A 25,783-nucleotide genomic window follows, 5' to 3' on the forward strand; every position below is an offset into this window, starting at 1 on the left:
CAATGTTTAATTATGTTGGAAACGCAGAGGCTAATAGTAGTTAGAGAATAATATGGAGTTAACCAATCAAGAAATAGAAGAAGTTTTAAATAATCTAAACTTTATTGAAACAAGTGAATTAAAAACTATATTTTCAATTATTGAAGATGACGGAATTCTTTATGAATATGAAAGTTTGATATTGAATGAGAATACAAGAGATGAAAAAATAGCTGTAAATAAATATTTAATCGAGAATGGAGTTAGAACAAAAACAGTCGAGTATTCAGAAGAAGATGTGTACGATAATAAACCAAACAATATGATTAGGTTAAAAAGAGCAACTTGTCATGGAAAAACTAGTGGAGAAATAACATGGGCAGGAACTAGAGCTTCTTTATATCTAGATTCATCTGGGAATATATATGAGCTTGTAGGAGTACCTTGGAGACAGTAAGGAGTGAAGACTATAAATGATATATCGATTTTTATTACTATTAGCAACTATAATTTTTATAGTCAATTTATACGTCCTTCCAACATTTTTCTCCATTGAACCAAACCGTACAGGTACTTTTATAGGATTAATAATTATCATTGTTATTATTAATCATTTATTAAACAATAAAGTTAAAAATTAATTTTCTCGTGCAGCGCCTTTCAATAGGAATGCTGCATGATTTTTTTATGTTTTTGCTATTCATATTGTATGAAATGTCTATTTTATGTATTTAACTTGAAAAAAATGTTCAAAAAAAACAAAAAAATGCGCTCATGGACCAAATTAGTGGTACAGTTAGTAAGTATATTTTAAAAGTGAGTAGGAGACAAACAAATTATGATTGAAATTAAAACATCTCCAATAAGTGATGGAGAATTCAATAGAGGGGTATTTGCTACATGTGATATCCCAAAAGGAGCACTTTTACACGAAGCACCTGTTATTTCATATCCAAATGAACAACATCAATACATTGAGCAAACTTTGCTTGCTGACTATGCTTTTGAATATGGCATAGGACAATCCGCAATACTGCTAGGCTATGGAATGTTGTTTAATCATTCATATGAACCGAATGCAACGTATGAGATTAATTTTAGAAACCAAACATTCGATTTCTTTGCTTACAAAGATATTAAAGCAGGGGAAGAAATATGTATTAATTATAATGGCGAAGTAGATAATCAAGATCAACTGTGGTTTAACGAGGAAAAATAAGGATTACAGTAGCGAATTTCCGAACAAGTAACTTGTTCGGGGATTTTTTTATGTTAGCACTAGACAAATGAGATTTTATATAATATAATGAAGTTAATAAAATGGTTTACGAAGAAACAATGAATTCACATGTTACAAAGAGTCATCGTGTATTCGGTACTTTTTGTAATATGTGAATTTTTTTCTTTTGAGGAAATCGGATATTATTAAATACAATTATATGGAGGTCATTTAAATGACACAACAAGGTACAGTAAAATGGTTTAACGCAGAAAAAGGTTTTGGTTTCATCGAAGTAGAAGGCGGAAACGATGTATTCGCTCACTTCTCAGCTATCCAAGGTGATGGTTTCAAAACACTTGACGAAGGTCAAAAAGTTGAATTTTCAGTAGAAGATGGCCAACGTGGTCCTCAAGCTACAAACATCGTAAAACTTTAATTTTTATTAAACTAACGATAATTGACTGTAGACGAACTCAAAGAAATTTGAGTTTGCCTACAGTTTTTTCTTTTTCCTGTAACATGGAGCGTATATTAGTTGTATTAAAGTTAATAACAATTTGCTCGCCAATTAAAGCCTCTTAAATGCTTGTTTAGCGCCTTTTAATAATTAATTGATACTTTTCTTTAGCTTAGATAAAAAGTTAATAGAGAAGTGAATAAAGGCCTTTAAACTTGTCCTCAATTTGTAAGCTCCATACAGCCATCATGTTTTTAACAATCACTATAAAATTTAGAAGCTAAATCCAGTTGTTGGGGAGAGAAGTAGGTAACTCCAACATAAAACACGGCTTTTTTGTTTGAGCAAGGGTAGCGTGGCGCTGTAAGGAAAGTACCACTGTAGCGAACAACAATGATGTAGCAAAAAGATTGACTTTAGCCAAGCTAATACTTGTTTCTTTTTACCTCCATCAATTTTTTTTGGATATGGAGAAGTTGGTTTGGTATTGATATCTTTAGGATAGACTGAAGTCAAAGTAAAGGAGGGTATACCATTGTTACAAATTGAATCGAGTATTGTTGGCAAAGAAATTGGTTTTGGCTATTTACGTGATCATATTGAGAGACATGGGTTTACTATTGGAGGCAATTGGGAGTATCACAAAGGGAGCTTTGATACAATTTTATCGAGTGAGGGAGGCGAAACAATCTATTTGCGTGTACCTTTTATCGTAACACAAGGAGAACTAGATTTTTATGATGCGCAAATTCGCTTTCAAAACCCTTTTGTTATTAAGCATGTTGTAAATGTAGGCTTAGATTATGATGAGGGCTCATTGCTTGATGCAACAGGAGCGAGTCAATTCCAAGAACCGCTTGATAAAGATGGACATATCCATGATAAAAGTAAATGGATACAAGTTGGTGAAAAGGTAGTTACGGAAAAAGTTCTTCCTTATTTTCACTAGACTTTACACCAACATAACGTTAGTCACACTTTTTAAAAGTAGTGGCTTTTATTTTGCTTAAAAACGTCAAATTATACAAGACCTTCATAGTGATAAAGTGCATGATGATGATCAAGCTTGTTCATTCCACCTATATAATAAGGCATTCGAAGGTTGGCTATGTCAATAGCAGCCCATTCAATTTGCGCTATTTCATCAGGCAATGTTATTTCTTCCTCACCATTTATTATTTGCGCTTCAAATGTAAAAAATAAAGCATGATGATTTCGAAGAGTCAATTTGGCTTCATTTACCGCGAGTAACTTTCCTACTTCTATATTATAGCCAGTTTCTTCTTTAACTTCCCGAATAGTAGCTTCAATCAGTGTTTCGTGCGCTTCCACTTTTCCACCAGGAAGGGACCAATGTCCTTCATGATTGAGAACCATTAATACATGATTATTGTGATTTCTAATTAATGCATAGACGACTTTAACTTCTTCCATTGTCTCTCCTTTTCATTTCTTTTTTAAGCTAAATATGTACATAATAGTTTATTGGAATTTAAATGGAAAGTAAACAGTGTTTTAAATAATAGGGCTAGATTTGTAATAAAATAACTTTAGAGAAATGAGGGAATGTGATTGAAGAGAAGAAGCGGTTTTCTGTTATTAATGATGATTATGATGGTAGGGTGTTCAGCAAATAGCCAACCGCAATCAAAAAATCAGGCGCAGGAGAATGATACAGCTATTCAAACACTAAACAATGTGGAGATAGAAGTAATTGCAGATAATTTAGACATACCATGGGCAATTGAAAAGCTTGAAAATATGTTTTACATTACAGAGCGAACAGGGCATATTGTAAAAATACAAGAGGGCACAATGGACAGACAACAAGTTCGTTTGAAAAAGGAATTGGCGACAGCAGCTGAAGCCGGATTATTAGGGTTTGTCTTGGCGCCAGATTTTAGACAATCAAAGCTTGCGTACGCTTATTATACGTATGTCCATGGTGATAAACAGTTTAATCGTATTGTGACACTTCGACAAGAGGGCGATGTTTGGCATGAAGAGCAATTGCTACTTGATCATATTGTAAGTGGTACCTTTCATCATGGTGGACGCCTGAAATTGGGCCCTGATGGCAAGCTATACGCAACAGTGGGGGATGCTGTGCAAGCGTCAGTCGCACAAGACCCATCATCCTTAGAAGGGAAAATTTTGCGTTTGAATTTAGATGGCTCTGTGCCACAGGATAATCCATTTCCGAATTCAGTAGTCTACAGTTATGGGCATCGTAATCCTCAAGGGTTAGCATGGTCGTCAGATGGCGTGTTATATGCTAGTGAGCATGGTAACAGTGCAAATGATGAAATAAATAACATCGAAGCAGGTCAAAACTATGGTTGGCCAATTATTGAAGGGACGGAAACACACCAAGGCATGATAGCTCCATTATTTACGTCAGGCAGTCATACAACATGGGCTCCTTCCGGTATGGCTTATTTTGATAACAAGTTGTATGTGGCTGCATTAAGAGGTACTGCGATACTGGAATTTAATCTTGCTACGAATACACAAAGAGAACTAATTACCGGGCTTGGGAGGATTCGAGATATTTTAATAGATGAGGAGTATCTTTATTTTGTCAGTAATAATACAGATGGACGTGGAAACCCACAAAATAATGATGATAAATTATATCGAATACCACTATGATATAATGATTTTGAAAACTTTGAATTCTAAGCAAAAGATGGAGGAGAGCAATAATGGCCACGAATTATAAGACAATCGCTGTTGCTATCGATTTTTCACAACAGTCGATTAAAGCCTATGAAAGGGCGGTAAAATTAGCAATAGAGTATGGGGCAACACTACAATTAGTTAATGTAATTGACACAAAATCGTTTGGTGCGATTACAGCATATGACTTAAAATATGCGGAGAAATTAAAAGAAGAGCATTTTAGTAAAATAGAAAACTTAAAACAAGATGCGCTAGCAGCACATGTAACGGAAGTATTAGCGATTGTAGAAACCGGATCACCGAAAAGTATTTTGACTCAACTTCCTGCTGTTGACTTACTTGTATGTGGTGCAACAGGGTTAAATCAATTAGAGAAAATGGTACTTGGCTCAGTTGCTGAACGTATCGTCCGTATGGCTTCATGTGATGTCTTGATTGTTCGTTAAGTTAGTATAAAGTATTGTTCATACCAAGAGAATCAATTTAGGAGATTGCGAAAGTTAGCGATAAAAAAAGGCCGAGAAAATGATGACCATTTTCTCGGCTCTTTTTATTAGTAACCCCAGATCATTGCGAATAATGTACCAAGGATTGTCACAACAGCGACGAATACTGAATATAAGATTGTTGTATATAATGTTTTCTTATCTTCAGATTCACCGATGTGCATGAATAATACTAATTGAACAGTTGCTTGTGCAAGTGCAGTCACTAATAGGATTGCAAATGCCATGTTGTAAGACATATCAAATTTCACAACTGCTAAAGCGATAATTGTTAGTAACAGTGAGAAGCCGAAGCCCATCACATGTTGTTTTGGGAATAATTCCTTCATCAGCTAATCAGTCCTTTCAAGTAGACGAAGCTGAAGATGAAAATCCAAACTACGTCTAGGAAGTGCCAGTACAGTGAGAAGATAAACGCTTTGTTAGCCGTTTGTGGGTTTAAGCCACGACGAGCCACTTGGATTAAAATTGCCACGCCCCAGAAGAAACCAAATGTTACGTGGGCACCGTGCGTACCAAGTAAAGTCATTAATGAAGATAAAAATGCACTTGTTGTAATCGTTGCACCTTCATGAACATAAGTGAAGAACTCATCGATCTCAATACCTAAGAAACCAATACCTAAAATAAGTGTAATGATGAAGAATGTCATCATTGCTTTTTTATTGCCAAGACGCATAGCGTGTACGCCAAGACCAATTGTGAAACTACTTGCTAGTAGTAAGAATGTTTCTAGTAAAACTGGTGTTAACTCGAAAATCTCAGCACCGTCTGGGCCACTACCTGTACGAGTGTGAAGCGTGAAATAGACAGCAAAGAGTGTAGCGAATAACATGATTTCGGCGCCAAGGAAGATCCAGAAACCAAAAATCTTTAAGCGGTTTTCCTCTGTACTATATTCTAATGGAAGTGAAGAATCGATTTTCATATTATTTATCACCTCTCAAACTTTTTTCAGTCTCCATAATTTCTTCAACTGAAATGTAACGACCATGATCATCTTCAAATGAACGATGAGCCATGAAGCCAAATACAACAAGCATGCTGATAATGGCTGGAATCCATAGACTAAATACAGCGAAGAATGCTGCTAGGAATAAGAAACCACTTGTCCAGAATGGAGTACCTGTATTGTTAGGCATGTGGATCTTTTCAATTTTACCAGCAGTAATATCGCGACCTTCTTTTTTCGCGAACCAGAACTCGTCTAAACGAGAAATAGTTGGTACTACTGCAAAGTTGTATTCAGGAACTGGAGAGTGAGTAGCCCATTCTAATGAACGACCATCCCAAACATCTGCTTTCTCGTTACGAGGCATATGTTTCCAGCTGTAGTAAATGTTATAACAGATTAACGCAAAGCCGACTGCAAGTCCAAGTGCACCGATGAACGATAGCATGTTTAAAGGACCGTAACCAGTTGAAGCTGAGTATGTGTACATACGACGAGCATAACCATCTAAACCTAAAATGAATAGAGGGAAGAATGTTACGTTGAAGCTGATAGCGATAAACCAGAAACCAGCTTTCCCTAATTTTTCGTTTAAACGGAAACCGAACATTTTTGGCCACCAGAAGTGGTAACCTGCAAGTACACCAAATACTGTACCTGGAATTAATACATAGTGGAAGTGGGCAACTAAGAACATCGTATTGTGATATTGATAGTCGGCACTTGCCATTGCTAGCATTACCCCTGTAACCCCACCAATAGTGAAGATTGGAATAAAGCCTAGTGCATAAAGCATTGGGGTAGTGAATTGAATCTTACCGTGTCTCATTGTGAGCAACCAGTTGAACATCTTAACCCCGGTTGGAACAGCAATCGCCATTGTTGTAATAGAGAATACACTGTTTACCATAACGCCGTGACCCATTGTATAGAAGTGGTGGGCCCATACTAAGAATGATAGTAATGAAATGACAACCATACTCATTACCATTGATTTATAACCGTATAAGTTTTTACGTGCGAATGTCGCAATAACTTCAGAGAATATACCGAAGGCAGGTAGGATAACGATATAAACTTCAGGATGTCCCCAAACCCAGAATAGGTTGGCCCAAAGCATGTCCATACCACCGTCTGTCATAGCAAAGAATTTTGTACCGAATTGACGGTCTAACATCATTAATGCAAGCGCAACAGTTAATACTGGGAACGCGAATACGATAATAACGTTTGTAATTAAAATTGACCAAGAGAACATTGGCATTTTCATTAATGTCATACCAGGAGCACGCATTTTAAAGATCGTTGTGATGAAGTTCACACCCGTTAATAACGTACCAATACCTGATAATTGTAGTGCTAAAGAATAATAGTTATTCCCTACAGTTGGACTGAAATCTGTGCTTGCTAATGGGAAGTAAGCTGTCCAACCTGCATCCGGAGAACCACCAATAATGAATGATAGGTTCAGTAAACCACAACCTGCAGCGAATGCCCAGAAGCTAACTGCATTAAGGCGTGGGAATGCAACGTCGCGTGCACCAATTTGTAATGGAATAACGATGTTCATTAAACCGATAACAAATGGCATCGCCATAAATAGAATCATGATTAAACCATGTGTAGTGAAAATCTCGTTATAATGTTGTGCATCAAGAAGTCCGTTATCAGGAACAGCTGTTTGTGCACGCATTAAAAGTGCGTCGATACCACCGCGGAATAGCATTAATAATGCTACGGCGATATACATAATACCGATTTTTTTATGATCGACTGTTGATAGCCAGTTTTTATAGAAGTAGCCCCATTTTTTAAAATACGTAAGGCCTGCTACGACAACAACTGCACCAACTACGATACTGATAGCTGCCGCTAAAATCATCGGTTCTTGCAGTGGATGGAATAATTCTTCCATACTCATAGGATGCGCTCCTTTCAAATTTGAAAATTAGTGTGAATGTGTTGATTCGGCATCAGTTGAATGGTCCATATCTTCATGATTCATGTCTTCATCAGACATATCCATGTCGCTATGATCCATACCCCCCATATCCATATCACCATGTGCCATTGGTGCTGGGCTGAAATCTAAGTGAGTAGATGAGTAGCTTGAACGACCTACATGTTCAGCTGCTAATAGTTCTTTGAATTTTTCTTCAGTTAATGGTTTTTCGTTCGCTTTTACGTCCTTAACCCATTGATCGAAGTCTGCTTGTGTCATAGATTGTGCTTCAAATTCCATTTCCGCAAATCCACGACCGTTAAAGTTAGAGTTACGACCCATGAACGAGCCAACTTCATCAGCTGCAAGGTGAATAGTTGTTAACATGTCACTCATCGCATATTTTTGACCAGCTAACTGTGGAATCCAGAAACTTGTGATTGGTCCGAAAGAATACAATTTGAATTCGATTGGACGATCAGTTGGAATGTTTACATAGTTCACAGTCTCAATACCTTGTTCTGGATAGCTAAAGTGCCATTTCCAGTTTGAAGATGCTGCATAAATAACTAGAGGTTCTTTATTGTCATAACCTTCTGGTGATGATTCTACCGTACTAGTTGTCTTAACAGTAACAATTGCTAGGAATGCTACGATAATAATAGGAATAACTGTCCACGTAATCTCTAATACGTGACTACCTTCTTCATGAGGTGGCTCATAATCGGCAGATGCTTTAGATGCACGATATTTTGTTAACATAAACGCGAAAAGCACATACACGACTAGTAAAATAACTGCCATTGTAATAATGGATAAAATAATTGTGTTTGATAATGTTTGAGCATTCGGTCCTTTTGGATTGAAAACTGTTAATGGTTCACATCCAGAAAGGATTGCGATAGCGCCAAATGCTAAAAACATTAAGCTTAATTTTTTATTCATGTTTGACTCCTTTCTATAAAACGGCTATTCATAAATTTAATGTGTAGTAGTATTGATGCACATTTACAAATAGTGGGTATTGAGGTCACCTCTTTTTACTGATGTACCAATCAAGTACTGTTGTGTTTACAAAGACAATTGCATGTTTCTATATGAAACGTAAAGTCTAGTATTTGATTGGTCTGTTGCAAGCGTTCATAAACACGATGATGATTGCACCATGAATTAGACAAAAATTCAATGTCGATGGTCACATCATGTCTTTGTTTGCATATAGGATTATACGCCCGCTTCACTAGAAAAAAAAATAATTAATTATAAAATTGATAACGAATAGGGGGTGAATATGAACATTTTTTGAACAAAAAAAGCTATTTTGCTATTGGTATTTTAAGGTTATAATAATTTAGCACTGTATAAACGTTGAAAATACTGCGTTTATCATATTTAACTAAGTAAATATTTTTTTTGTGAAATTTATCATTTCACATTTTAGACGATGATTTGTAATAAAATCCGTGGCACAACAATGTTTTTGATTGTTTTTAGTTGCATTTTTTTAAAAAAAGGAGTATATAAAAAGACAGTTTTGTATGCCTTAAAGGATAAATTTTCTATGAAAGGAATCATTATTAAGGGGTATTTTGGGACTTGATTAAAATTATGTTAAAATAATTGAATGATTTCTATAAATTACAAATATTAGTATATCGATATTACGGCTCATTCTCGGTAATGTCATAAGTTGGAATAGTTTAAAAGTAGTGATGGGTCAATATTGAAATTGCACATATTATGTTAGTTCATATAATGAGTACATGGGAAATGTGAGCATTGTAGCATTCGTGGACTTTAACTGAAATATAAAAAGTGTTAGATTGATGGCGATCAATCTAACACTTTTGCTGTTTTGTCCTGACATCTAAAAGTATTTTAAGAACCGAGCTTGAGCCACTTTGCTACATGTATATACAGTGTGTTTTGAAGTTTCGGGGCTAAATTTCTCATTTTTAAAGCGAAAAACAAAGTCTTCATCGTATTTAAAGTGCAAGTTCGTCCGCTGAAAAAGCTTTCGTTGTAGCCTTGTGTGACTAAGTGCAATTCAAACTTATCAAAAGCTTGCTCCACCCACTCGGATAATGCATCCTCGGAATAGTTGCGTTCTAATAATGCCTCGAAAATATTTACAAAGCGTTCTTCCTCATCGTTGACATAAACTACATCTTTCCAAGTTACTAGTTTTAGAGCATGTAAAATGGCGGGCGCATGTTGACAATCAAACTTAGGATGTCTGATTGTTGCAGCAGCTAAATCGGCACCGTGTGCGAGGCTATGAGCCCAACCTTTTCCTTCCACGTATCCTCTTGTATCCTTTTCAAGTAACATATAACGGCCAATTTTTTTGAAGAACAATTGTAAGTGACTATCATCTAGAATAAGAAGTTCACTATCTTTAGTTAGTATGTTAGCAACAAGTAATGCAGAAAAAGAACGTGTAAAGACACTGTCCCCTATCTGTTCGCCGATATCGGCATATAAGAAATCATCACTTGTTGCCGTATCAAACAAATATTGAAGTTGCTGTGGACTTAGAAAATTATCACTGAGCAAGTCGACAAATGTTCTGTATATAAGACGATCGCGAAGTTTTTCATCTGTAGAACCGATGTGTGCTAACATTTCCTTTAGCAGCCAGTCGCCCTCTTTTTGAAAAAACGCTTGTCGTGCTGAACTTGTCATAGAAGAAAATGATTGTAATGCTTCTTTTATATCCATGAAAATGCCTCCAATTGTAAATCTAATTGTTATTATACATGCTTTACGAAAGAAATTTATCAGATGTGTATTTTTTAATGGTTACTTTCACAATAGGAATACCGGAATCATTGGAAAGCTGATATGATTATAGCGCAACGAAAATAGGATTAGTGTTGAAGGACGACAAAAAGACATACTTAAAGTATGTCTAAGACAAAGGAATTGATTATGCGCTAGTCGGTTGCAAAAGCATGATGTACATACACGAATTTTGTTTAGCTTCCTATAATATAACAGCTGATTTTATGCCAAGTGGCCATTCGATAACTGAATTTTGATTTGTTTTTAAGTCTACCAAAATACTTGCGTTTTTAATGGCATCTAAAATCCACTCACTGTAATGGAGAGTGGGTTGAGGATGCTGTAAAATTCGTTCCATATCTTTTGTATCGATGTGCAGAATTTTATAATTGCATTCAATATCGACACTTTGGGGAATAATAAAAAGTGAATCCTGATGATGCCCGATTGAAATGGAACCGGGGATATGTCCTTGAATACTCGAAATATGTGTCGTTGCTTCTTGCGAAAATGGATTGATTTTTGTGTGCGTAAAAAACTCGAAGTCAATTGAATAATCTTGTTGTGGGCCGTGTGCTGTTGTGATTGATATAACTTTAATTGATAGTGACTCAAATGCTGGGGAGATACGACTATCAAATTCAGTAAATGTATCCGTTAATGGCATGACTTACACTCCTTGTGAACAACTTGTTTTCTTCTAGTTGACTATGGTTATGTAGTTGAAGAACTATTTGTTATGAAGCATCTTTATGGTGGGTATTATTAATTATAATTCAATTTATTGAAAAATATGAATAGAAATTCAATTATTTTTGTAAATAATAAACAATTTTAAAAATGTAGAGTTAAAGAGGTGAGTGAAATGGCAAAGCAAAAGCGTCATGTTATTAAACATGACAATGTTGTTGTTTTTCCTGGCGCAACTGAAATGTTAATTCGGGAGGGCCATATGTTCGCGGAAAAATATCAATATGAAAATGCTATCGCGTGCTTTGAGAAGGCGTTTCTATATGAAAATGGGGATGAAAAAGCCTTAAGTGTCTATGCATATTCATTATATGAACTAAAGCAATATGTAAAAGCAAAAGAAGTATGTGAGCAGTTATTAGCTATGGGCACCTCTATGTATGTGGAAGTGATGGAGCTATATATTACCATTTGTATGCAATTGAAGGAATACCACCAAGTAGAAGCGATTATTACTACCTTAATTGAAGAAAAGGTACTTCCAGAAGCCCAACTAGAAAAGTTTGAACGTTTAAAACAAATTAATAGTGAAGTGGCTAAAAACCTTCAACAAAGAGAAGATGTACAAGAGTTAATAGAAGAGCAAGAGTATGATTTAGCAAAATTTAAGGCATTAACGCCAAATGAACAGTCTTTGCGACTGCATCGATTAATGGATACGAATGTAAGGCAGTTAAAAATGGCGTTAAAGGCCATTATCGAATGCGCGGATATCCATCCATTTGTCCAAAGTCTTGCTCTTATTTTACTTGTTGAACAAGAGGTATCACTGGAAGTGGCTGTTACGAAATTTGAACAAACAACAGTAATCAATCCAACGCAACTGGCGTTGCCTAATCAACTACAGCAGTATGTTGAAGTGAAAAAAATGATAGAATCTAAATTAGAGCAAGACCCATCAACGTTAGAAATGGTACAATATTTAATGGCTAAGCATGCCATTGTGACATATCCTTTTGAATGGCATCCATTTAAAGCGGAGGATATAGCTAATAGTTACATCGATTTTGTTCAAGCAATGCTTGGCAATGGTCAAGAAATGGACGATGAAATTATCGACTTTTTACAAATGTTAGAAAAACTAACAGAACTCCATGAAGTATGAAATAAGTTGAAACTATACGCATCTATGATATACTAAAATGGTTGTCAAAATCGTAGTTACGAATAAATTGTCTAACATTTAAACTTGATTCAACCGATATCCCCTTCTTGACAAAGTAGGTGGATAAATGTCAAAGGTTTTTAGTGTTGTGTAAGGTGTTTAAAACTATTACTTTATACTAAGTCTTTGACACATGTTGCGGATTTTTACAAAAAGTTATCGAGAGATCGAAATCCGGACGCAATTACGTTATGGTAATTGAAACTAGATTATTTTGGAGGTATTTATACATGTCAGCAAAATGGGAAAAACAAGAAGGTAATATCGGTACTCTAACAATCGAAGTACCAGCTGCAGAAGTTGATGCAGCAATGGACCAAGCATTCAAAAAAGTTGTAAAACAAATTAACGTACCAGGTTTCCGTAAAGGTAAAATGCCTCGTAAAATGTTTGAACAACGTTTTGGAATTGAATCTTTATATCAAGATGCTTTAGAAATCATCGTGCCAGAATCTTATTCAAAAGCTATCGACGAAGCTGGTATTATGCCAGTTGATTACCCAGAAATTTCTGGTACAGAAAACTTCGTACACGGTCAAGATTTCTCATTCACTGCTCAAGTAACAGTGAAACCAGAACCAAAACTTGGCGAATACAAAGGCTTAGAAGTTACGAAACTTCCAGTTGAAGTAACAGAAGAAGAAGTTGAAGCGCAAATTCAAGAACAATTAGCACGTAAAGCTGAACTTGAAATTAAAGAAGATGAAGCTATCGTAGAAGGCGATACAGCTGTAATTGACTTTGAAGGTTTTGTAGGTGAAGAAGCTTTCGAAGGTGGTAAAGGTGAAGATTACCCATTAGAAATCGGTTCAGGTTCATTCATTCCTGGATTTGAAGAGCAATTAGTAGGCGTTAAAGCTGGCGAAGAAAAAGATGTTGCTGTTACTTTCCCAGAAGAATACCATGCTGCTGAATTAGCTGGTAAAGAAGCTACTTTCAAAGTAACTGTGAAAGAAGTTAAAACAAAAGTTCTTCCAGAGCTTAACGATGAGTTTGCAAAAGAATTAGATCCAGAAGTTGAAGGCGTAGAAGCATTACGTGCAAAAATTAAAGAACAAACTGCTTCTCAAAAACAAGCAGAATCAGATGCAACACTTCGTGACGAATTAGTAGAAAAAGCTGCTGACAATGCAGAGTTCGAAGTACCAGCTGGTATGATTAACTCAGAAACAGATCGCATGTTACAAGAGTTTGGTCAACGTTTACAAATGCAAGGTATGAACTTAGATCTTTACTACCAATTCTCTGGTCAATCAGAAGAAGATTTACGTGGTCAAATGAAAGAAGAAGCAGAAAATCGCGTACGTGTTTCTTTAACACTTGAAGCAATTGCTGATGCAGAAAAAATTGAAGCTACTGAAGCTGATATCGAAGCTGAATTAGAAAAAATGGCTGCTCAATTCAACATGACAAAAGAACAAATTACTGGCGCTCTTGGCGGTACTGCTGTTCTTGAAAATGATATTAAAATTCAAAAAACAGTTGAATTTTTAGTGGAAAACGCTAAAATTACTGAATAAGATTTTTACGTAACTAGATAAAAAAATAACAAGACAAGGTACGGCGTTAAACCGTACCTTGTTTTATCACACATAGCTTTTTAGTTTAGGCTAAAGGGGCCCCAACCTCTCACAGTCGAGGAGACAAAAAGTTAGTCTGATTTTTACTAACTGTTATACTTTTGGAGGCAACTTTAGTTAATATCTTATACATAGTATTGTTGTTAAACTTATTACACGATGCTAAATTTTAACTTCATTTGTAGTAAAGCCGAAAAGTAGCAGTAGTACTATCGCCTTCATTAATGAAGAAAGAATGCACTTAGGTTTTACGATTGAGGGAGCTTCAACTTCTGAGCAATGAAGCTAAATATCAGGCAGTGGTCATGGGTTAGTCAAACTGGTCGCATCAACACGAATTATCGGCATGAAAACGAGCAAACAGCGGTTAATGGTTTATGCGCAAATGCTGCCATTACTTAGCTAACTGTCCTGCTGCTTGAAAACTTGAAAATAATTCAAAATCTAGAGGCATTTGCGCCATGACGTAAATGTTACAATCAATTTATTTGATAATGGTTCAATAATCTTGTAAGATTGTAGCTTGAATAGGGGTGAAACATATTGTTCAAATTTAATGATGAAAAAGGCAATTTAAAATGCTCATTCTGTGGCAAGCCACAAGAACAAGTACGTAAACTAGTTGCAGGTCCCGGTGTTTATATTTGTGATGAATGTATCGAACTTTGTTCAGAAATCGTTGTAGAAGAACTAGGTGTTGAGGAAGAAATCGATTTTCAAGATATTCCGAAACCAAAAGAGATCTTATCGATTTTAAATGAATATGTAATTGGACAAGAGCGTGCTAAAAAAGCCTTAGCGGTTGCGGTTTACAATCACTACAAACGCATCAATACAAATAGTAAAATTGATGATGTGGAATTAGCAAAATCGAACATTGTGTTAATCGGCCCAACTGGTAGCGGTAAAACATTATTAGCTCAAACTTTAGCACGTATACTAAACGTTCCTTTCGCAATTGCAGATGCTACTTCTTTAACAGAAGCTGGGTATGTGGGTGAAGACGTTGAAAATATTTTATTAAAATTAATTCAATCAGCAGATTATGATATCGAACGTGCAGAAAAAGGGATTATCTATATCGATGAAATCGACAAAGTTGCACGTAAATCAGAAAATCCTTCGATTACGCGCGATGTTTCTGGTGAAGGGGTTCAACAGGCGTTACTTAAAATTTTAGAAGGCACTGTTGCAAGTGTACCTCCACAAGGCGGACGTAAGCATCCACACCAAGAGTTTTTACAAATCGATACAACAAATATTTTATTTATCGTAGGCGGTGCTTTTGATGGTATTGAATCCATTATTAAACGTCGTCAAGGTGAAAAAGTAATTGGTTTCGGCTCAGATCCTAATAAGGAAGAAGTGGACGAAGGTTCATTAATGTCGAAATTAATTCCAGAAGATTTGTTGAAGTTTGGTCTGATTCCGGAATTCATCGGTCGTTTACCGGTACTTGCAAGCCTAGAACAACTGAATGAGGCTGCACTTGTACAAATTTTGACGGAACCAAAAAATGCGCTAGCGAAGCAATATCAAAAAATGCTGGAGCTAGATGGTGTTGAGCTTGAGTTTGATGAAGGTGCCCTTTCTGAAATTGCAAAGGAAGCAATTGAGCGTAAAACAGGTGCACGTGGTCTTCGTTCAATTATTGAGTCAACAATGCTGGAAGTAATGTACGAACTACCATCACGTGATGACGTGAAAAAATGTATCATTACGGCAAAAACAATTACGGATAAAGAGAAACCGAAATTGCTTCTTGAAGATGGCACTGAACTCGATGAAGGTAGCGACACAAAAACTTCGGCATAATAAACAGACGTAGCTGTCTATTGTTATGAAAAAAAGAGTAACTTAGCTGACTTCGATTGTGCAATGTTCGCACATATCGAGAGTCAGCTTTTTATTCATACATAAAGCTGACGACTGTAAATAGATGAAATTTTTGGCTCGTTTGAATAGATAGTGTGAATCGGTTTTTTAAACACATACTAGAAGCGCGGGATTGTGAACAAGAAAATTTTGACGGAGGTGAATACCCGCATGGTAACAATTCAAAAAACAACAAATGTACCATTATTGCCTTTACGTGGACTTTTAGTATACCCGTCGATGGTGTTACATATTGATGTGGGTAGAAATCGTTCTGTAGCGGCGCTAGAACATGCGATGTTAGAGGACCAATTGATTTTATTGGTAACACAAAAAGAAATGCACGATGAACAGCCAGAAGAACAGGATTTATATCAAGTTGGTACAATGGCTTATGTAAAGCAAATGCTAAAATTGCCAAATGGCACGCTACGTATTTTAGTGGAAGGTGTAGCGCGTGCAACGTGGTCCAACTATCAAGCATTCGATAAATATACAGTTGTTGATATTGATGTTAAAGAGGACAAAGTGGAAAAAGATGTGGAAACGCAGGCGTTAATGCGTACATTGTTAACATATTTTGAACGCTACGCAAAATCCTCCAACAAAATAACAACAGAAACAATCAATACTGTGGCTGACATTGAAGAACCAAGCCGTCTTGCTGATATTATTGCCTCGCATTTACCAATCAAAATTGCGGATAAACAAGAAGTTTTAGAAATGCTTAATGTCAAGAAACGATTAGATCACTTAATTATTCGTTTGCATGATGAGCAAGAGGTACTGGACCTTGAAAAGAAAATTAATACAAAAGTAAAGCAGTCAATGGAGCGTACGCAAAAGGAATATTACTTACGCGAACAAATGAAGGCTATCCAAACAGAACTTGGAGATCGTGAAGGGAAAACTGGTGAAGTCGCTGAATTGCGTAAGCAAATCGAAGAAGTAGGGATGCCTGAATCGACAAAAGAAGTAGCGTTAAAAGAGCTTGATCGTTACGAAAAGCTACCTAGTGCAAGTGCGGAAAGTGGCGTCATTCGTAACTATATTGACTGGTTAGTGGCCTTACCTTGGACAGAGGCAACTGAAGATCGCATGAATATTGCACATGCAGAGGAAATTTTAAACCGTGATCATGATGGTTTAGAAAAAGTGAAGGAGCGCGTACTTGAATATTTAGCTGTGCGTCAGTTGAAAAATTCTTTACGTGGACCGATTCTTTGTTTGGCGGGCCCTCCAGGGGTTGGTAAAACTTCGTTAGCACGCTCCATAGCGGAAAGTTTAGATCGTAAATTTATTCGAATTTCTTTAGGTGGAGTGCGCGATGAGTCTGAAATTCGAGGACATCGTCGTACGTATGTCGGAGCAATGCCAGGCCGTATTATTCAAGGAATGAAAAAAGCGGGTACGATTAATCCGGTATTTTTACTCGATGAAATTGATAAAATGTCGAATGATTTTAGGGGAGACCCTGCAGCTGCGATGTTGGAAGTGCTAGACCCGGCTCAAAACAATACGTTTAGCGATCATTACATCGAAGAACCGTACGATTTATCAAACGTCTTATTTATTGCCACAGCAAATGATTTAAGCACCATTCCAGGACCTTTATTAGACCGTATGGAAGTCATTTCGATTGCTGGTTATACAGAAATTGAAAAGGCACAAATAACAAAAAATCATTTAATTCCAAAGCAATTAAAAGAGCATGGCTTGAAGAAAACGCAAGTGGTAATTAAGGATGAAGCAGTGTTGGACATTATACGCTATTACACACGTGAAGCAGGTGTCCGTGGCCTTGAGCGTCAAATCGCCACACTTTGCCGTAAAATTGCTAAAGTTATTGTTTCTGGTGAAAAGAAACGTGTTACAGTTAGCTCGAAATCATTAGTCGACTATCTTGGTAAGCACCGTTTCCGCTATGGACAAGCGGAAGAAGAAAATCAAGTTGGTGTAGCAACAGGGCTCGCTTATACTACTGTCGGTGGTGACACGTTGCAAATTGAGGTATCCTTAACGCCTGGTAAGGGTAAAATCCAGCTAACCGGGAAACTCGGAGATGTCATGAAGGAATCTGCGCAAACTGCGTTATCATATGTACGAACAAAAATAGAAGAGCTCGATGTTGACTCAGAATATTTTGAAACACATGATATCCACATCCATGTTCCTGAGGGAGCAGTACCGAAAGATGGCCCGTCAGCAGGTATTACGATGGCTACAGCCATTGTTTCAGCAATTTTACATCGTCCGATTCGTCGTGAAGTAGGTATGACAGGTGAAATTACACTGCGTGGCCGTGTATTACCAATCGGCGGATTGAAGGAAAAAACATTAAGCGCACATAGAGCAGGATTAACGACGATTATTTGTCCAAAAGATAATGAACGAGATATTGAAGATATTCCTGAAAGTGTACGCGAACAATTAACATTTAAACTAGTGTCATCTGCTGATGAAGTATTAGCATATGCACTGGACGGAGGTTTTTAAGGAAATGAAAGTCCATAATGTCGAAATGGTCATAAGTGCAGTAAGACCGGACCAATACCCAGAAGATGGACTGCCAGAATTTGCACTAGCAGGTCGCTCAAATGTTGGGAAATCATCATTCATTAACCGTATGATTGGGCGTAAAGCGTTAGCGCGTATTTCTTCTAAACCTGGGAAGACTCAAACGCTAAATTTTTACAAAATAGAAGAACAACTGTTTTTCGTGGATGTTCCGGGATACGGTTATGCCAAAGTTTCTAAAACAGAGCGTGAAGCGTGGGGGAAAATGATCGAACGTTATATTACTGGCCGTGAAGAATTAAAAGCGGTCGTACAAATCGTTGATTTACGTCATCCTCCAACTGCTGATGATCGTATGATGTACGATTTTTTAAAACATTACAGTATCCCCTGTATCGTGATTGCAACGAAGGCAGATAAAATTCCAAAAGGTAAGTGGGATAAGCACAAAAAAGTTGTCAAGGAAACACTTGATATGGATAAAAATGATCCGCTTATCGTATTCTCTTCTGAAAAAGGTATCGGTTTTGAAGAAGCTTGGCGTACGATTGAAAATAAAATGTAATCAAAAAACATCTATTGCGTCTTATGTAGCACAGTAGATGTTTTTTTATTGTGGAAAAATGAGAATTTATCGCTTATTTCGCCGCCCGGTTATGTAAAAGAGCAACTGAAGCTCTACTACTACTAGTTTAAAAGTTGTGGACAAATATGTGGAAATGACTTGATGAATGCTAAATGGAGCCGATAAATCATATAGGAGGTGGACTAAAATGGATATTGCAGCTTTATCAATCGCAATGAATCAATCAAATCTTATGCAAAATGTCTCTTTAGCTGTTACGAAACAAGCAATGGAGATGCAACAACAAAATACTGAACAGTTAGTTGAAATGTTAGATGCTCCACATCCAACAGCAGGACATACAATTGACATCCAAGTATGATGATGGCAAGGTAGCTTGAAGTTGGAAGCTACCTCTACCTTTATGTCTAATGGTAGATTTAAAATAATAGAAAAGCACGTTAAAATGTAACTTTTTAAATACGAAAAACTACCAATAATACGATATACTATTTATAAATAACATTTTTTTAAGGAGGCGGGAATTGTTGAAGAAGATTCCATACATATTGATTGTTCTATTATTAATGGCATTTAGTTTGCCATCATTACCAACTGTCCAAGCCGCACAGTTAGTAACAGGAACCTTCGTAGATGTAACCTATTCAGAATATACAAATGCAAACGGGCAAGTAGAAAAACAACTTAGTAAAATCACATTAGAAAATACTAGCGGTCGTCAAGTTACGTACAATATCAATAACAATGCTCGCCTGTACATTAATAACACAGAAACAACGATTGAAGGCTTTAAAATGGGCATGAAAGTAGAAGCGCAAATTTCACTTCGTAGTGTAGTTGAGCTTCGTGGTACGTCCAATATGTCTGAGGAATCGACGGTAATCGCACAAAATGCAAGAACCGTTGCAGGCGTCATTACAAGCATTGACCCAAAAGGTTTGTTTGTTATGGTGAAACCAGATATCGGAAAAGAAACTACATATTATTTAAATAAGGACACTGCTTTCCAAAAGGGTTCCTCATCGATTGATATTAGTGGAATGTATATAGGTGATCGGGTAAAACTTCACTTAAAAAATACCAGCACTTCTATTGTCACAAAAGTCGATATTAGCGAGACAGGAAGCGTAGTTGAAAATCTTTATAAAGGTGAAATTCAAGCGGTTAATATTAATACCAACAAATTAACGGTGAAAAATCAGAATGCCTTTGTAAACTGGCAATTTGGTTCTACAACGACAACAGCTCTTTCAACAATGAACTTTTCGAGCAAAGTGCCAATTTACGTTGGCAATACAAAAATCGAAAAAGGCCAATTGAAAAATTACGTTGGTAGTGTAGCCTATTATGCAACGGTTAAACAATTTGGCAAAGAGGTCATTGAAAAGATTGTCGTCTTGAAAAACAATGAACGCACGTACTATGAGCCAATGATTTCAGTTGATACAGACTATCAATTATTAAAACTTAAATCTGCTGGCACGCTGTATTTCCATGATGGCTCGATCCTAATTCGTAATGGTCGTTTTATTCAACCAACAGGATTATTGGCATATGGAACGGCGTTTGTCATAACTGATGGTGCTGCTCGTGATCATTATGCACAAGTTGTGGAAGTAACGAGTGATAGCTTTATGTCACCAAACTTAGCATCCCATGAATTATATTATGGACGTTTAGCTCAAGCGGATGGTTATCTAATTAAAATTGATGATGCAATGAAAATTGAATCAAATGTGTTCAAAAAAACAGCAAGTACCGTATTATCTGTTAGTAATTCAACAAAGGCAATGGTTGATGATGGTAATAAAACATATAGCGTGATGCCAGATATTGAACTGTATTTATCTGAAGGTGATTATGGCTACTTCTATGTCAACAACGGGCACGTACAAGCATTACACATGTTAGATAATGCAAAACCAGTAGCCCCACTCATGTTAGTAGGTAAATTACAGTCAGTAAAATCAACATATCCAGCTACGATTAATGTGAAAAGTGTCAGTCAATGGCAAAACGGCCGTTGGTATGAAGCGGGCGAAATGGTCGATATGAATATTGATCAAGCGACGCTTATAAAAGCAGGGAAAGTAATTCAACCATCTGATTTGGAACCATCTGATCGTCTAGTTGTATTATCTGACCGATTTGTAAAAGCACATTTCATTTTAGTTGATTAATAGATAGAAGCTATCTCTGTATTATGAGATAGCTTCATCTGTGCATATGCACGGGAAGAAAGAGAGGGAAAAAGAACAGATGCGAAAACATTTAATGAAAGTACTGTTTGCCATTGTTATGGTGTTCGCTATGGGGACGAGTATGCTCGCAGATGCCTCTGCCGCATCGGTGGAAACGACGGGTGCTGTAAAAAATGAATATACATATGAGGAAGCAGTGTTCATTACTGGGACGCCTATCATTTTTAAAGGTACGAGTAAAGATATTAAAATTACACAAAAAGAAACAAAAGGAAAGTTAACAGAAACGTATAATTTAAAACTAACTGCAAGTAATGGAGCGACATTAACGAGAAATATTGCGTATGAATCAGATGTTGTCAATTATGATACGATTGGACAAAAAACATCCAATGGGGTTGTAAAAAAATATTCTGAAAAAATTGTAGTAGGAAAAATAACGTATACATTAGCCGACTACCAATTTTCTCAAGGAACTGTGACAGATAACCGTGCAGCCTCTGATTATTTTTCCGGTAATGTTATTTCGAGAAAGACATTTACTTATCAGACTGGCTCAGGCAAAAATGCTAAAACCAATACGGTAACAATAGATACAGATAGCCGTCATGCAGGCTATGAAAATTTCTGGGGTGCTACTGAAACGCAAATTACAGAATCAGTTTATACGTATAGTGATGGCACAACAAGTCATGTTAAAAATCGTCATTCAACGAGTAAATCGCGTGTTCTTAACTATGAGGAAAACCCAGGTAGTTTAGCTAGTTTTGATGGGGGCTATGCAGTTGTTAGTGAAAAGGATGTCATTTCAGAATATACGTATGACTTAGCTTCTGGACAAAAAGGCAAAGTTGATTTGAATGCAGAATATACGCCGACGATTGAACGTCTCATTATTCCTAAATTCCGTGATTTATCGAATCACTATGCAAAAAGCGCAATTGACAAGCTATATTCATTAGGGATTTATTCGGATACAAGTAATTTCTTTTCCCCAAATACACCAATGAAACGAATTGACTTTACAATTGCGATTGGGAAAGCAGTCGACCTTCGTGTGTTGGATGAAAAGCCTACAAAAAAACCGACTACCAGCGTTTTTAAAGACGTGAAGCGTACAATCAAAGATTATGGTTATATTGAATCAGCTGTGAACAAAGGCATTATTAAAGGTGTAACACCGGATTATTTCAAACCAGATAATGCCATTACACGCGCGCAAGCTGCTGCAATTTTTGTACGTGCATTAGGGCTTGAAAATAAAGCGCCAGAACCTGGTTATGTAACGAAGTTTGTAGATGATGCACAAATTCCGGACTACTCAAGAGATGGCATTTATATTGTCAATGAGCTTGGTCTCATGACAGGAGATCCGGTAACTGGCCGATTCAATCCAAATCAACCGTTAACTCGCGCACAAGCATCCGTTGTACTTGAACGCTTCTTAAACTATTTAGAGGATGATTTAAAACAAAACTATCGAGATGATATTTTATTCTTTAACTAATGAAAGGACTGAAATAAATGAAATTTGCGCAAAAGGCATTGCTCGTATTGGCTAGTTTATTACTAGCCTTTATGACTGTAACACCAACGGTCTCTCTTGCTGCTACAACGATTAAAGATGTCCCGACATCCAGCAGTAAATACAAAGCTATTTCGTGGGCGGTCGATAATGATTTATTATCATTAAACAGTGCGAATAACTTTTTACCAAATGAACAAGTAACCGAACGAGAACTTGTGACAATGATGGCAAAGCTGGATAAAAACTATGCGTTATCGTATAACGACAGCGTTGCTTATAATTTTTATAGTGATTTTTATTTGCCATTTGATGGAACACATGTAATGGCGAATCGTTCGAAGTCTATTACGCGTGGCCATTTTGCACGTATCTATGCTGCGTTTAAAGGATTAGATTTAGATGAACCACAAGCAGTTCAATATTTATATACAAAGGATATTTCAACTGGAACTACAGGTAAAAAAACATTTGCTGATTTTAACCCGTCTACGAAATTATCGCGCGGTGATGCAGCAGTATTTTTATATCGTATAGTTCAAAATGATTCCTTTGCTGTAGAAGGATTGAAACGCTCTGCTGCAGGTCGCGATAATGATAAGATTACGTTACCAGCAGGTTTTATGGGCTCTAATAGCGGTGACTTTGAAGTGCCTACAGATAATGACAGTGATTTTACAGGTCCTGACAATGTTAATAACGCATTACAAAGCATTGAAGTGGAAAAGCCAGATTTAATTGCAAATGGGGAAGATATGACGCCAATTACAGTATCTCTTAAAGCATGTAATGGTGACCCAATTGCCGATGATAAGTCTTATACGTTCCGTGTAACGTCTGCATACGGAGCAGATATTGTCAATGCAGCTGGGGAGTCTGTGCGTAACGTACAATCAGATGGTTCCACTGTAACAGCATTTGTTAAAGCGAAAAAGCTAACAAAATCTGTGCGTGACACAATCACATTTGAACTCATTAATAATACAGACCCTAGTATGAAATGTCTTGTAGGTGAAAAATTAAATGCACATGTTCGTTATTTACCACAGCCAGAACTGCGCATCGATTTTAAAGTGTATGACCCAACGAATACAGACGATAACGGCAGTGTAACGCCACCTTATGTGCAGTACGAAAAGCCACCGGAGTTTTTCACAGAAAATCTAATTGATGTTTATGGTCCAGTGCCATTAGATCCTGATGCGGATGATAAGAAATTTAGCATTGGCCAACAAACAAATGTTACAAATGCCTTAGGGGCAGTAGAAAATATTTATTTACAGTATGGTGGTTCAGATCCGAAGTATCCAGCTGTAGGTTATGAGAATGCCATTTTACAATTTGAAAACTACAATATCTCTGTGTACTTATTTGAAAAAATACTGAATGACCGTTTAAAAGATTCAGTGACGTCTCCAGCTAAAACAGAAATTATGTACATGATTTCAGAAGATGGCCGTCCAATCTATCGCATCCAAGGAATCGATGATAATATTGCGTCACAAGTTGAAAATATTAATCCGGTTGGTGCCATTATCCAATTAATGAGCCCGAAATATATGCCGGAAGAAAAGAATTTAACATTAGAGCACTATGATAGTGTCATGAAAATTTATGCGATACTAATGAGCTTAAGTAATTATGAACGCACAGTGTTATTAAAATACCAAGGTGGTAAATTATTAGGACAAGTAGAAGCCTATAAAAAACGTGTTGAGGCGTTGAAAGAAAGTGCGGATGCAGCTTCAAGACCAAACGGGAAAGATCGATATACACAAGTAATGGTAACGTTAGTACGTCCGGGCGGAGAAATTATTACGGACTATCAAGGAACTGTTAAAATTAAATTTGATGGTGTGGAGAAAACGGCATCCTTTGTTACGAACACTTCAGATTATTTGAATAATACTGGTGGTCCAGGGACTGCAGTAGCTTATTTTGACTCCATCATCTATGGAAAGTCTAAAATAGAAGCTACGCTCGTTAATAAAGTAGATCCACGTTATGCAACGATGTTAAAAGAGATTACAGATAAAACAATTACGAAAGACATTTATACAAATCCTTACTTTAGTAAAAATGCTTGTACATTATCTACTGAAGTCGCATACGTTGTCGATTACTCATCATCTATGAAGCGTATTGACCAAACGAATTATCGCGGCAAAAAAATGGTAGAATTAATCAACCAAATCCAAGCTAAAAATAATATAGTCATTGAAACGAATACAAGTGCCACTGTATTAGGAGAAGGTAGTGCAGAAAATGTCTTGAAGAAAGACTTATATCGTACGTCGAAAGAGAAGGGCGCTACCGATATTTTTACAGGCATAGAATTAGCTCTTACGAAATTCTCAAATGATACAAAAACGTCCAAATCCATTGTTGTCGTGTCTGATGGAAAAACTAGCAAATCCAAAATGACTAAAGTTATCAATGATGCGAAAAAGAAAGGTATTAAAATTTATACAGTAAGTATGGGTAAGAAAAATCAAATAAATGAGGCGACGCTTTCACAAGTAGCTGAGGAAACTGGAGGCATTTACTATCATGCCATTGATAATTACCAATTCCATCAGGTCGCTCAAAAAATAATTGATTCTATCTTATGTAAAACGTCACCTTCAAGTTGTATCAATCCAGATGATTTATTTGAAGAAGCAACAGTTACGATAAGAAAAGGCTATATTACGATGAACGCAAGAATTGATAGTAATTGTTCAAATGTAGCCAAAGTCGTTGTACGTTATTCGTCTGTAAGTGGCGATGTGCAATTTGAACTTCAAAAACGCAGTGATAGTGTGTTTATGTTGACGAAAAATGTCCAAACTATGAATGACTTTAAAGTGAATAGTGACATTGAATATCTTGCTTATGATAAAGATGGCAACATTATCTCGCAACAAACGGTAACAATTACAAATTAATTAAAGGCGTTATTATAGCGCTAGCTAGACTGTAGACGCACTCACTAATATAGGTGAGTCGTACTACAGTCTTTTTTACACTATATGATGGAACCATCGTTTTCTATTTTTACTAAGCAGAAAGTGCCTCGCT

General features: G+C 36.6%; 23 protein-coding genes. 16 read left to right on the forward strand and 7 right to left on the reverse strand.

Annotated features, from left to right (window positions below):
- Positions 1–52 precede the first annotated feature (52 nt).
- The 5 genes from ACIQXI_RS01580 (at position 53) to ACIQXI_RS01600 (ending at position 2,607) form a co-directional block, all read left to right on the forward strand.
- On the forward strand, positions 53–436 hold the full coding sequence (locus ACIQXI_RS01580; protein WP_402920881.1) for a hypothetical protein: 384 nt from the start codon (positions 53–55) through the stop codon (positions 434–436).
- 16 nt (positions 437–452) lie between these two features.
- Complete coding sequence (locus ACIQXI_RS01585; protein ID WP_402920884.1) at positions 453–620, forward strand: hypothetical protein; 168 nt, start codon at positions 453–455, stop codon at positions 618–620.
- A 197-nt stretch (positions 621–817) separates the two neighbouring features.
- Positions 818–1,198: an SET domain-containing protein gene (locus ACIQXI_RS01590; protein ID WP_402920886.1), complete on the forward strand. Its 381-nt coding sequence runs from the start codon at positions 818–820 to the stop codon at positions 1,196–1,198.
- 235 nt (positions 1,199–1,433) lie between these two features.
- Positions 1,434–1,637 carry a cold-shock protein gene (locus ACIQXI_RS01595; protein ID WP_402920889.1) on the forward strand — a complete coding sequence of 68 codons (204 nt, stop codon included), beginning with the start codon at positions 1,434–1,436 and terminating at the stop codon, positions 1,635–1,637.
- A gap of 556 nt (positions 1,638–2,193) precedes the next feature.
- The gene (locus tag ACIQXI_RS01600) at positions 2,194–2,607 is read left to right on the forward strand and encodes a YugN family protein (protein WP_402920892.1); all 414 of its coding nucleotides are present in this window, start codon (positions 2,194–2,196) and stop codon (positions 2,605–2,607) included.
- A gap of 71 nt (positions 2,608–2,678) precedes the next feature.
- On the opposite strand, the gene ACIQXI_RS01605 is transcribed toward ACIQXI_RS01600, so the two are convergent.
- Complete coding sequence (locus ACIQXI_RS01605; RefSeq protein WP_402920894.1) at positions 2,679–3,092, reverse strand: NUDIX hydrolase; 414 nt, start codon at positions 3,090–3,092, stop codon at positions 2,679–2,681.
- 138 nt (positions 3,093–3,230) lie between these two features.
- On the opposite strand from ACIQXI_RS01605, the gene ACIQXI_RS01610 reads away from it, so the two are divergent.
- On the forward strand, positions 3,231–4,310 hold the full coding sequence (locus ACIQXI_RS01610; RefSeq protein WP_402920897.1) for a PQQ-dependent sugar dehydrogenase: 1,080 nt from the start codon (positions 3,231–3,233) through the stop codon (positions 4,308–4,310).
- Positions 4,311–4,363: 53 nt separating this feature from the next.
- The gene (locus ACIQXI_RS01615; protein ID WP_402920900.1) at positions 4,364–4,786 is read left to right on the forward strand and encodes a universal stress protein; all 423 of its coding nucleotides are present in this window, start codon (positions 4,364–4,366) and stop codon (positions 4,784–4,786) included.
- Between the two features lie 107 nt (positions 4,787–4,893).
- On the opposite strand, the gene qoxD is transcribed toward ACIQXI_RS01615, so the two are convergent.
- From qoxD to ACIQXI_RS01645, 6 genes are all read right to left on the reverse strand, one after another.
- A complete protein-coding gene (gene qoxD, locus ACIQXI_RS01620; RefSeq protein ID WP_069508640.1) occupies positions 4,894–5,175 on the reverse strand; it encodes a cytochrome aa3 quinol oxidase subunit IV in 282 nt (93 codons plus the stop codon).
- Positions 5,175–5,774 (reverse strand): cytochrome aa3 quinol oxidase subunit III, encoded by a 600-nt coding sequence (gene qoxC, locus ACIQXI_RS01625; protein ID WP_402920903.1) that lies wholly within the window; start codon positions 5,772–5,774, stop codon positions 5,175–5,177. The genes qoxD and qoxC overlap by 1 nt, the downstream gene beginning before the upstream one ends.
- A gap of 1 nt (position 5,775) precedes the next feature.
- Positions 5,776–7,719 carry a cytochrome aa3 quinol oxidase subunit I gene (gene qoxB, locus ACIQXI_RS01630; RefSeq protein WP_402920906.1) on the reverse strand — a complete coding sequence of 648 codons (1,944 nt, stop codon included), beginning with the start codon at positions 7,717–7,719 and terminating at the stop codon, positions 5,776–5,778.
- A 27-nt stretch (positions 7,720–7,746) separates the two neighbouring features.
- A complete protein-coding gene (qoxA, locus tag ACIQXI_RS01635) occupies positions 7,747–8,685 on the reverse strand; it encodes a cytochrome aa3 quinol oxidase subunit II (protein ID WP_402920909.1) in 939 nt (312 codons plus the stop codon).
- Positions 8,686–9,618: 933 nt separating this feature from the next.
- Positions 9,619–10,461: a DUF2785 domain-containing protein gene (locus ACIQXI_RS01640; protein ID WP_402920912.1), complete on the reverse strand. Its 843-nt coding sequence runs from the start codon at positions 10,459–10,461 to the stop codon at positions 9,619–9,621.
- A 265-nt stretch (positions 10,462–10,726) separates the two neighbouring features.
- Positions 10,727–11,191, reverse strand: a complete 465-nt coding sequence (locus ACIQXI_RS01645; RefSeq protein ID WP_402920915.1) for a hypothetical protein — start codon at positions 11,189–11,191, stop codon at positions 10,727–10,729.
- 198 nt (positions 11,192–11,389) lie between these two features.
- Here ACIQXI_RS01645 and ACIQXI_RS01650 point away from each other — a divergent pair, with 198 nt between their 5' ends.
- The 9 genes from ACIQXI_RS01650 (at position 11,390) to ACIQXI_RS01690 (ending at position 25,650) form a co-directional block, all read left to right on the forward strand.
- On the forward strand, positions 11,390–12,379 hold the full coding sequence (locus ACIQXI_RS01650) for a CDC27 family protein (protein ID WP_402920917.1): 990 nt from the start codon (positions 11,390–11,392) through the stop codon (positions 12,377–12,379).
- A 290-nt stretch (positions 12,380–12,669) separates the two neighbouring features.
- A complete protein-coding gene (gene tig / locus ACIQXI_RS01655; RefSeq protein WP_402920920.1) occupies positions 12,670–13,959 on the forward strand; it encodes a trigger factor in 1,290 nt (429 codons plus the stop codon).
- 603 nt (positions 13,960–14,562) lie between these two features.
- Positions 14,563–15,834 (forward strand): ATP-dependent protease ATP-binding subunit ClpX, encoded by a 1,272-nt coding sequence (clpX, locus tag ACIQXI_RS01660; RefSeq protein WP_402920923.1) that lies wholly within the window; start codon positions 14,563–14,565, stop codon positions 15,832–15,834.
- Between the two features lie 231 nt (positions 15,835–16,065).
- Complete coding sequence (gene lon / locus ACIQXI_RS01665) at positions 16,066–18,390, forward strand: endopeptidase La (protein ID WP_402920926.1); 2,325 nt, start codon at positions 16,066–16,068, stop codon at positions 18,388–18,390.
- Positions 18,391–18,394: 4 nt separating this feature from the next.
- A complete protein-coding gene (yihA, locus tag ACIQXI_RS01670; RefSeq protein ID WP_024363208.1) occupies positions 18,395–18,976 on the forward strand; it encodes a ribosome biogenesis GTP-binding protein YihA/YsxC in 582 nt (193 codons plus the stop codon).
- 208 nt (positions 18,977–19,184) lie between these two features.
- Complete coding sequence (locus ACIQXI_RS01675; RefSeq protein WP_080653334.1) at positions 19,185–19,358, forward strand: YjfB family protein; 174 nt, start codon at positions 19,185–19,187, stop codon at positions 19,356–19,358.
- Between the two features lie 166 nt (positions 19,359–19,524).
- Positions 19,525–21,177, forward strand: a complete 1,653-nt coding sequence (locus ACIQXI_RS01680) for a hypothetical protein (RefSeq protein WP_402920928.1) — start codon at positions 19,525–19,527, stop codon at positions 21,175–21,177.
- A gap of 79 nt (positions 21,178–21,256) precedes the next feature.
- Complete coding sequence (locus ACIQXI_RS01685; RefSeq protein ID WP_402920931.1) at positions 21,257–22,705, forward strand: S-layer homology domain-containing protein; 1,449 nt, start codon at positions 21,257–21,259, stop codon at positions 22,703–22,705.
- Positions 22,706–22,722: 17 nt separating this feature from the next.
- Positions 22,723–25,650 (forward strand): S-layer homology domain-containing protein, encoded by a 2,928-nt coding sequence (locus ACIQXI_RS01690; protein WP_402920934.1) that lies wholly within the window; start codon positions 22,723–22,725, stop codon positions 25,648–25,650.
- The last annotated feature ends 133 nt before the right edge of the window (positions 25,651–25,783 follow it).

The organism is Lysinibacillus sp. NPDC097195 (genome assembly GCF_044762075.1).
In the GTDB taxonomy this organism is placed as follows: Bacteria; Bacillota; Bacilli; order Bacillales_A; family Planococcaceae; genus Lysinibacillus.

Bases quoted from the DNA above. Each gene is read 5' to 3' on its own strand.
- qoxD (WP_069508640.1), bottom strand. From the start codon at position 5,175: ATGAAGGAATTATTCCCAAAACAACATGTGATGGGCTTCGGCTTCTCA.
- ACIQXI_RS01615 (WP_402920900.1), top strand. From the start codon at position 4,364: ATGGCCACGAATTATAAGACAATCGCTGTTGCTATCGATTTTTCACAA.
- ACIQXI_RS01675 (WP_080653334.1), top strand. From the start codon at position 19,185: ATGGATATTGCAGCTTTATCAATCGCAATGAATCAATCAAATCTTATG.
- ACIQXI_RS01580 (WP_402920881.1), top strand. From the start codon at position 53: ATGGAGTTAACCAATCAAGAAATAGAAGAAGTTTTAAATAATCTAAAC.
- qoxC (WP_402920903.1), bottom strand. From the start codon at position 5,774: ATGAAAATCGATTCTTCACTTCCATTAGAATATAGTACAGAGGAAAAC.
- ACIQXI_RS01640 (WP_402920912.1), bottom strand. From the start codon at position 10,461: ATGGATATAAAAGAAGCATTACAATCATTTTCTTCTATGACAAGTTCA.
- ACIQXI_RS01690 (WP_402920934.1), top strand. From the start codon at position 22,723: ATGAAATTTGCGCAAAAGGCATTGCTCGTATTGGCTAGTTTATTACTA.
- yihA (WP_024363208.1), top strand. From the start codon at position 18,395: ATGAAAGTCCATAATGTCGAAATGGTCATAAGTGCAGTAAGACCGGAC.
- ACIQXI_RS01605 (WP_402920894.1), bottom strand. From the start codon at position 3,092: ATGGAAGAAGTTAAAGTCGTCTATGCATTAATTAGAAATCACAATAAT.
- ACIQXI_RS01650 (WP_402920917.1), top strand. From the start codon at position 11,390: ATGGCAAAGCAAAAGCGTCATGTTATTAAACATGACAATGTTGTTGTT.
- ACIQXI_RS01585 (WP_402920884.1), top strand. From the start codon at position 453: ATGATATATCGATTTTTATTACTATTAGCAACTATAATTTTTATAGTC.
- qoxB (WP_402920906.1), bottom strand. From the start codon at position 7,719: ATGAGTATGGAAGAATTATTCCATCCACTGCAAGAACCGATGATTTTA.
- ACIQXI_RS01685 (WP_402920931.1), top strand. From the start codon at position 21,257: ATGCGAAAACATTTAATGAAAGTACTGTTTGCCATTGTTATGGTGTTC.
- ACIQXI_RS01590 (WP_402920886.1), top strand. From the start codon at position 818: ATGATTGAAATTAAAACATCTCCAATAAGTGATGGAGAATTCAATAGA.
- qoxA (WP_402920909.1), bottom strand. From the start codon at position 8,685: ATGAATAAAAAATTAAGCTTAATGTTTTTAGCATTTGGCGCTATCGCA.
- ACIQXI_RS01595 (WP_402920889.1), top strand. From the start codon at position 1,434: ATGACACAACAAGGTACAGTAAAATGGTTTAACGCAGAAAAAGGTTTT.
- lon (WP_402920926.1), top strand. From the start codon at position 16,066: ATGGTAACAATTCAAAAAACAACAAATGTACCATTATTGCCTTTACGT.
- tig (WP_402920920.1), top strand. From the start codon at position 12,670: ATGTCAGCAAAATGGGAAAAACAAGAAGGTAATATCGGTACTCTAACA.
- ACIQXI_RS01645 (WP_402920915.1), bottom strand. From the start codon at position 11,191: ATGCCATTAACGGATACATTTACTGAATTTGATAGTCGTATCTCCCCA.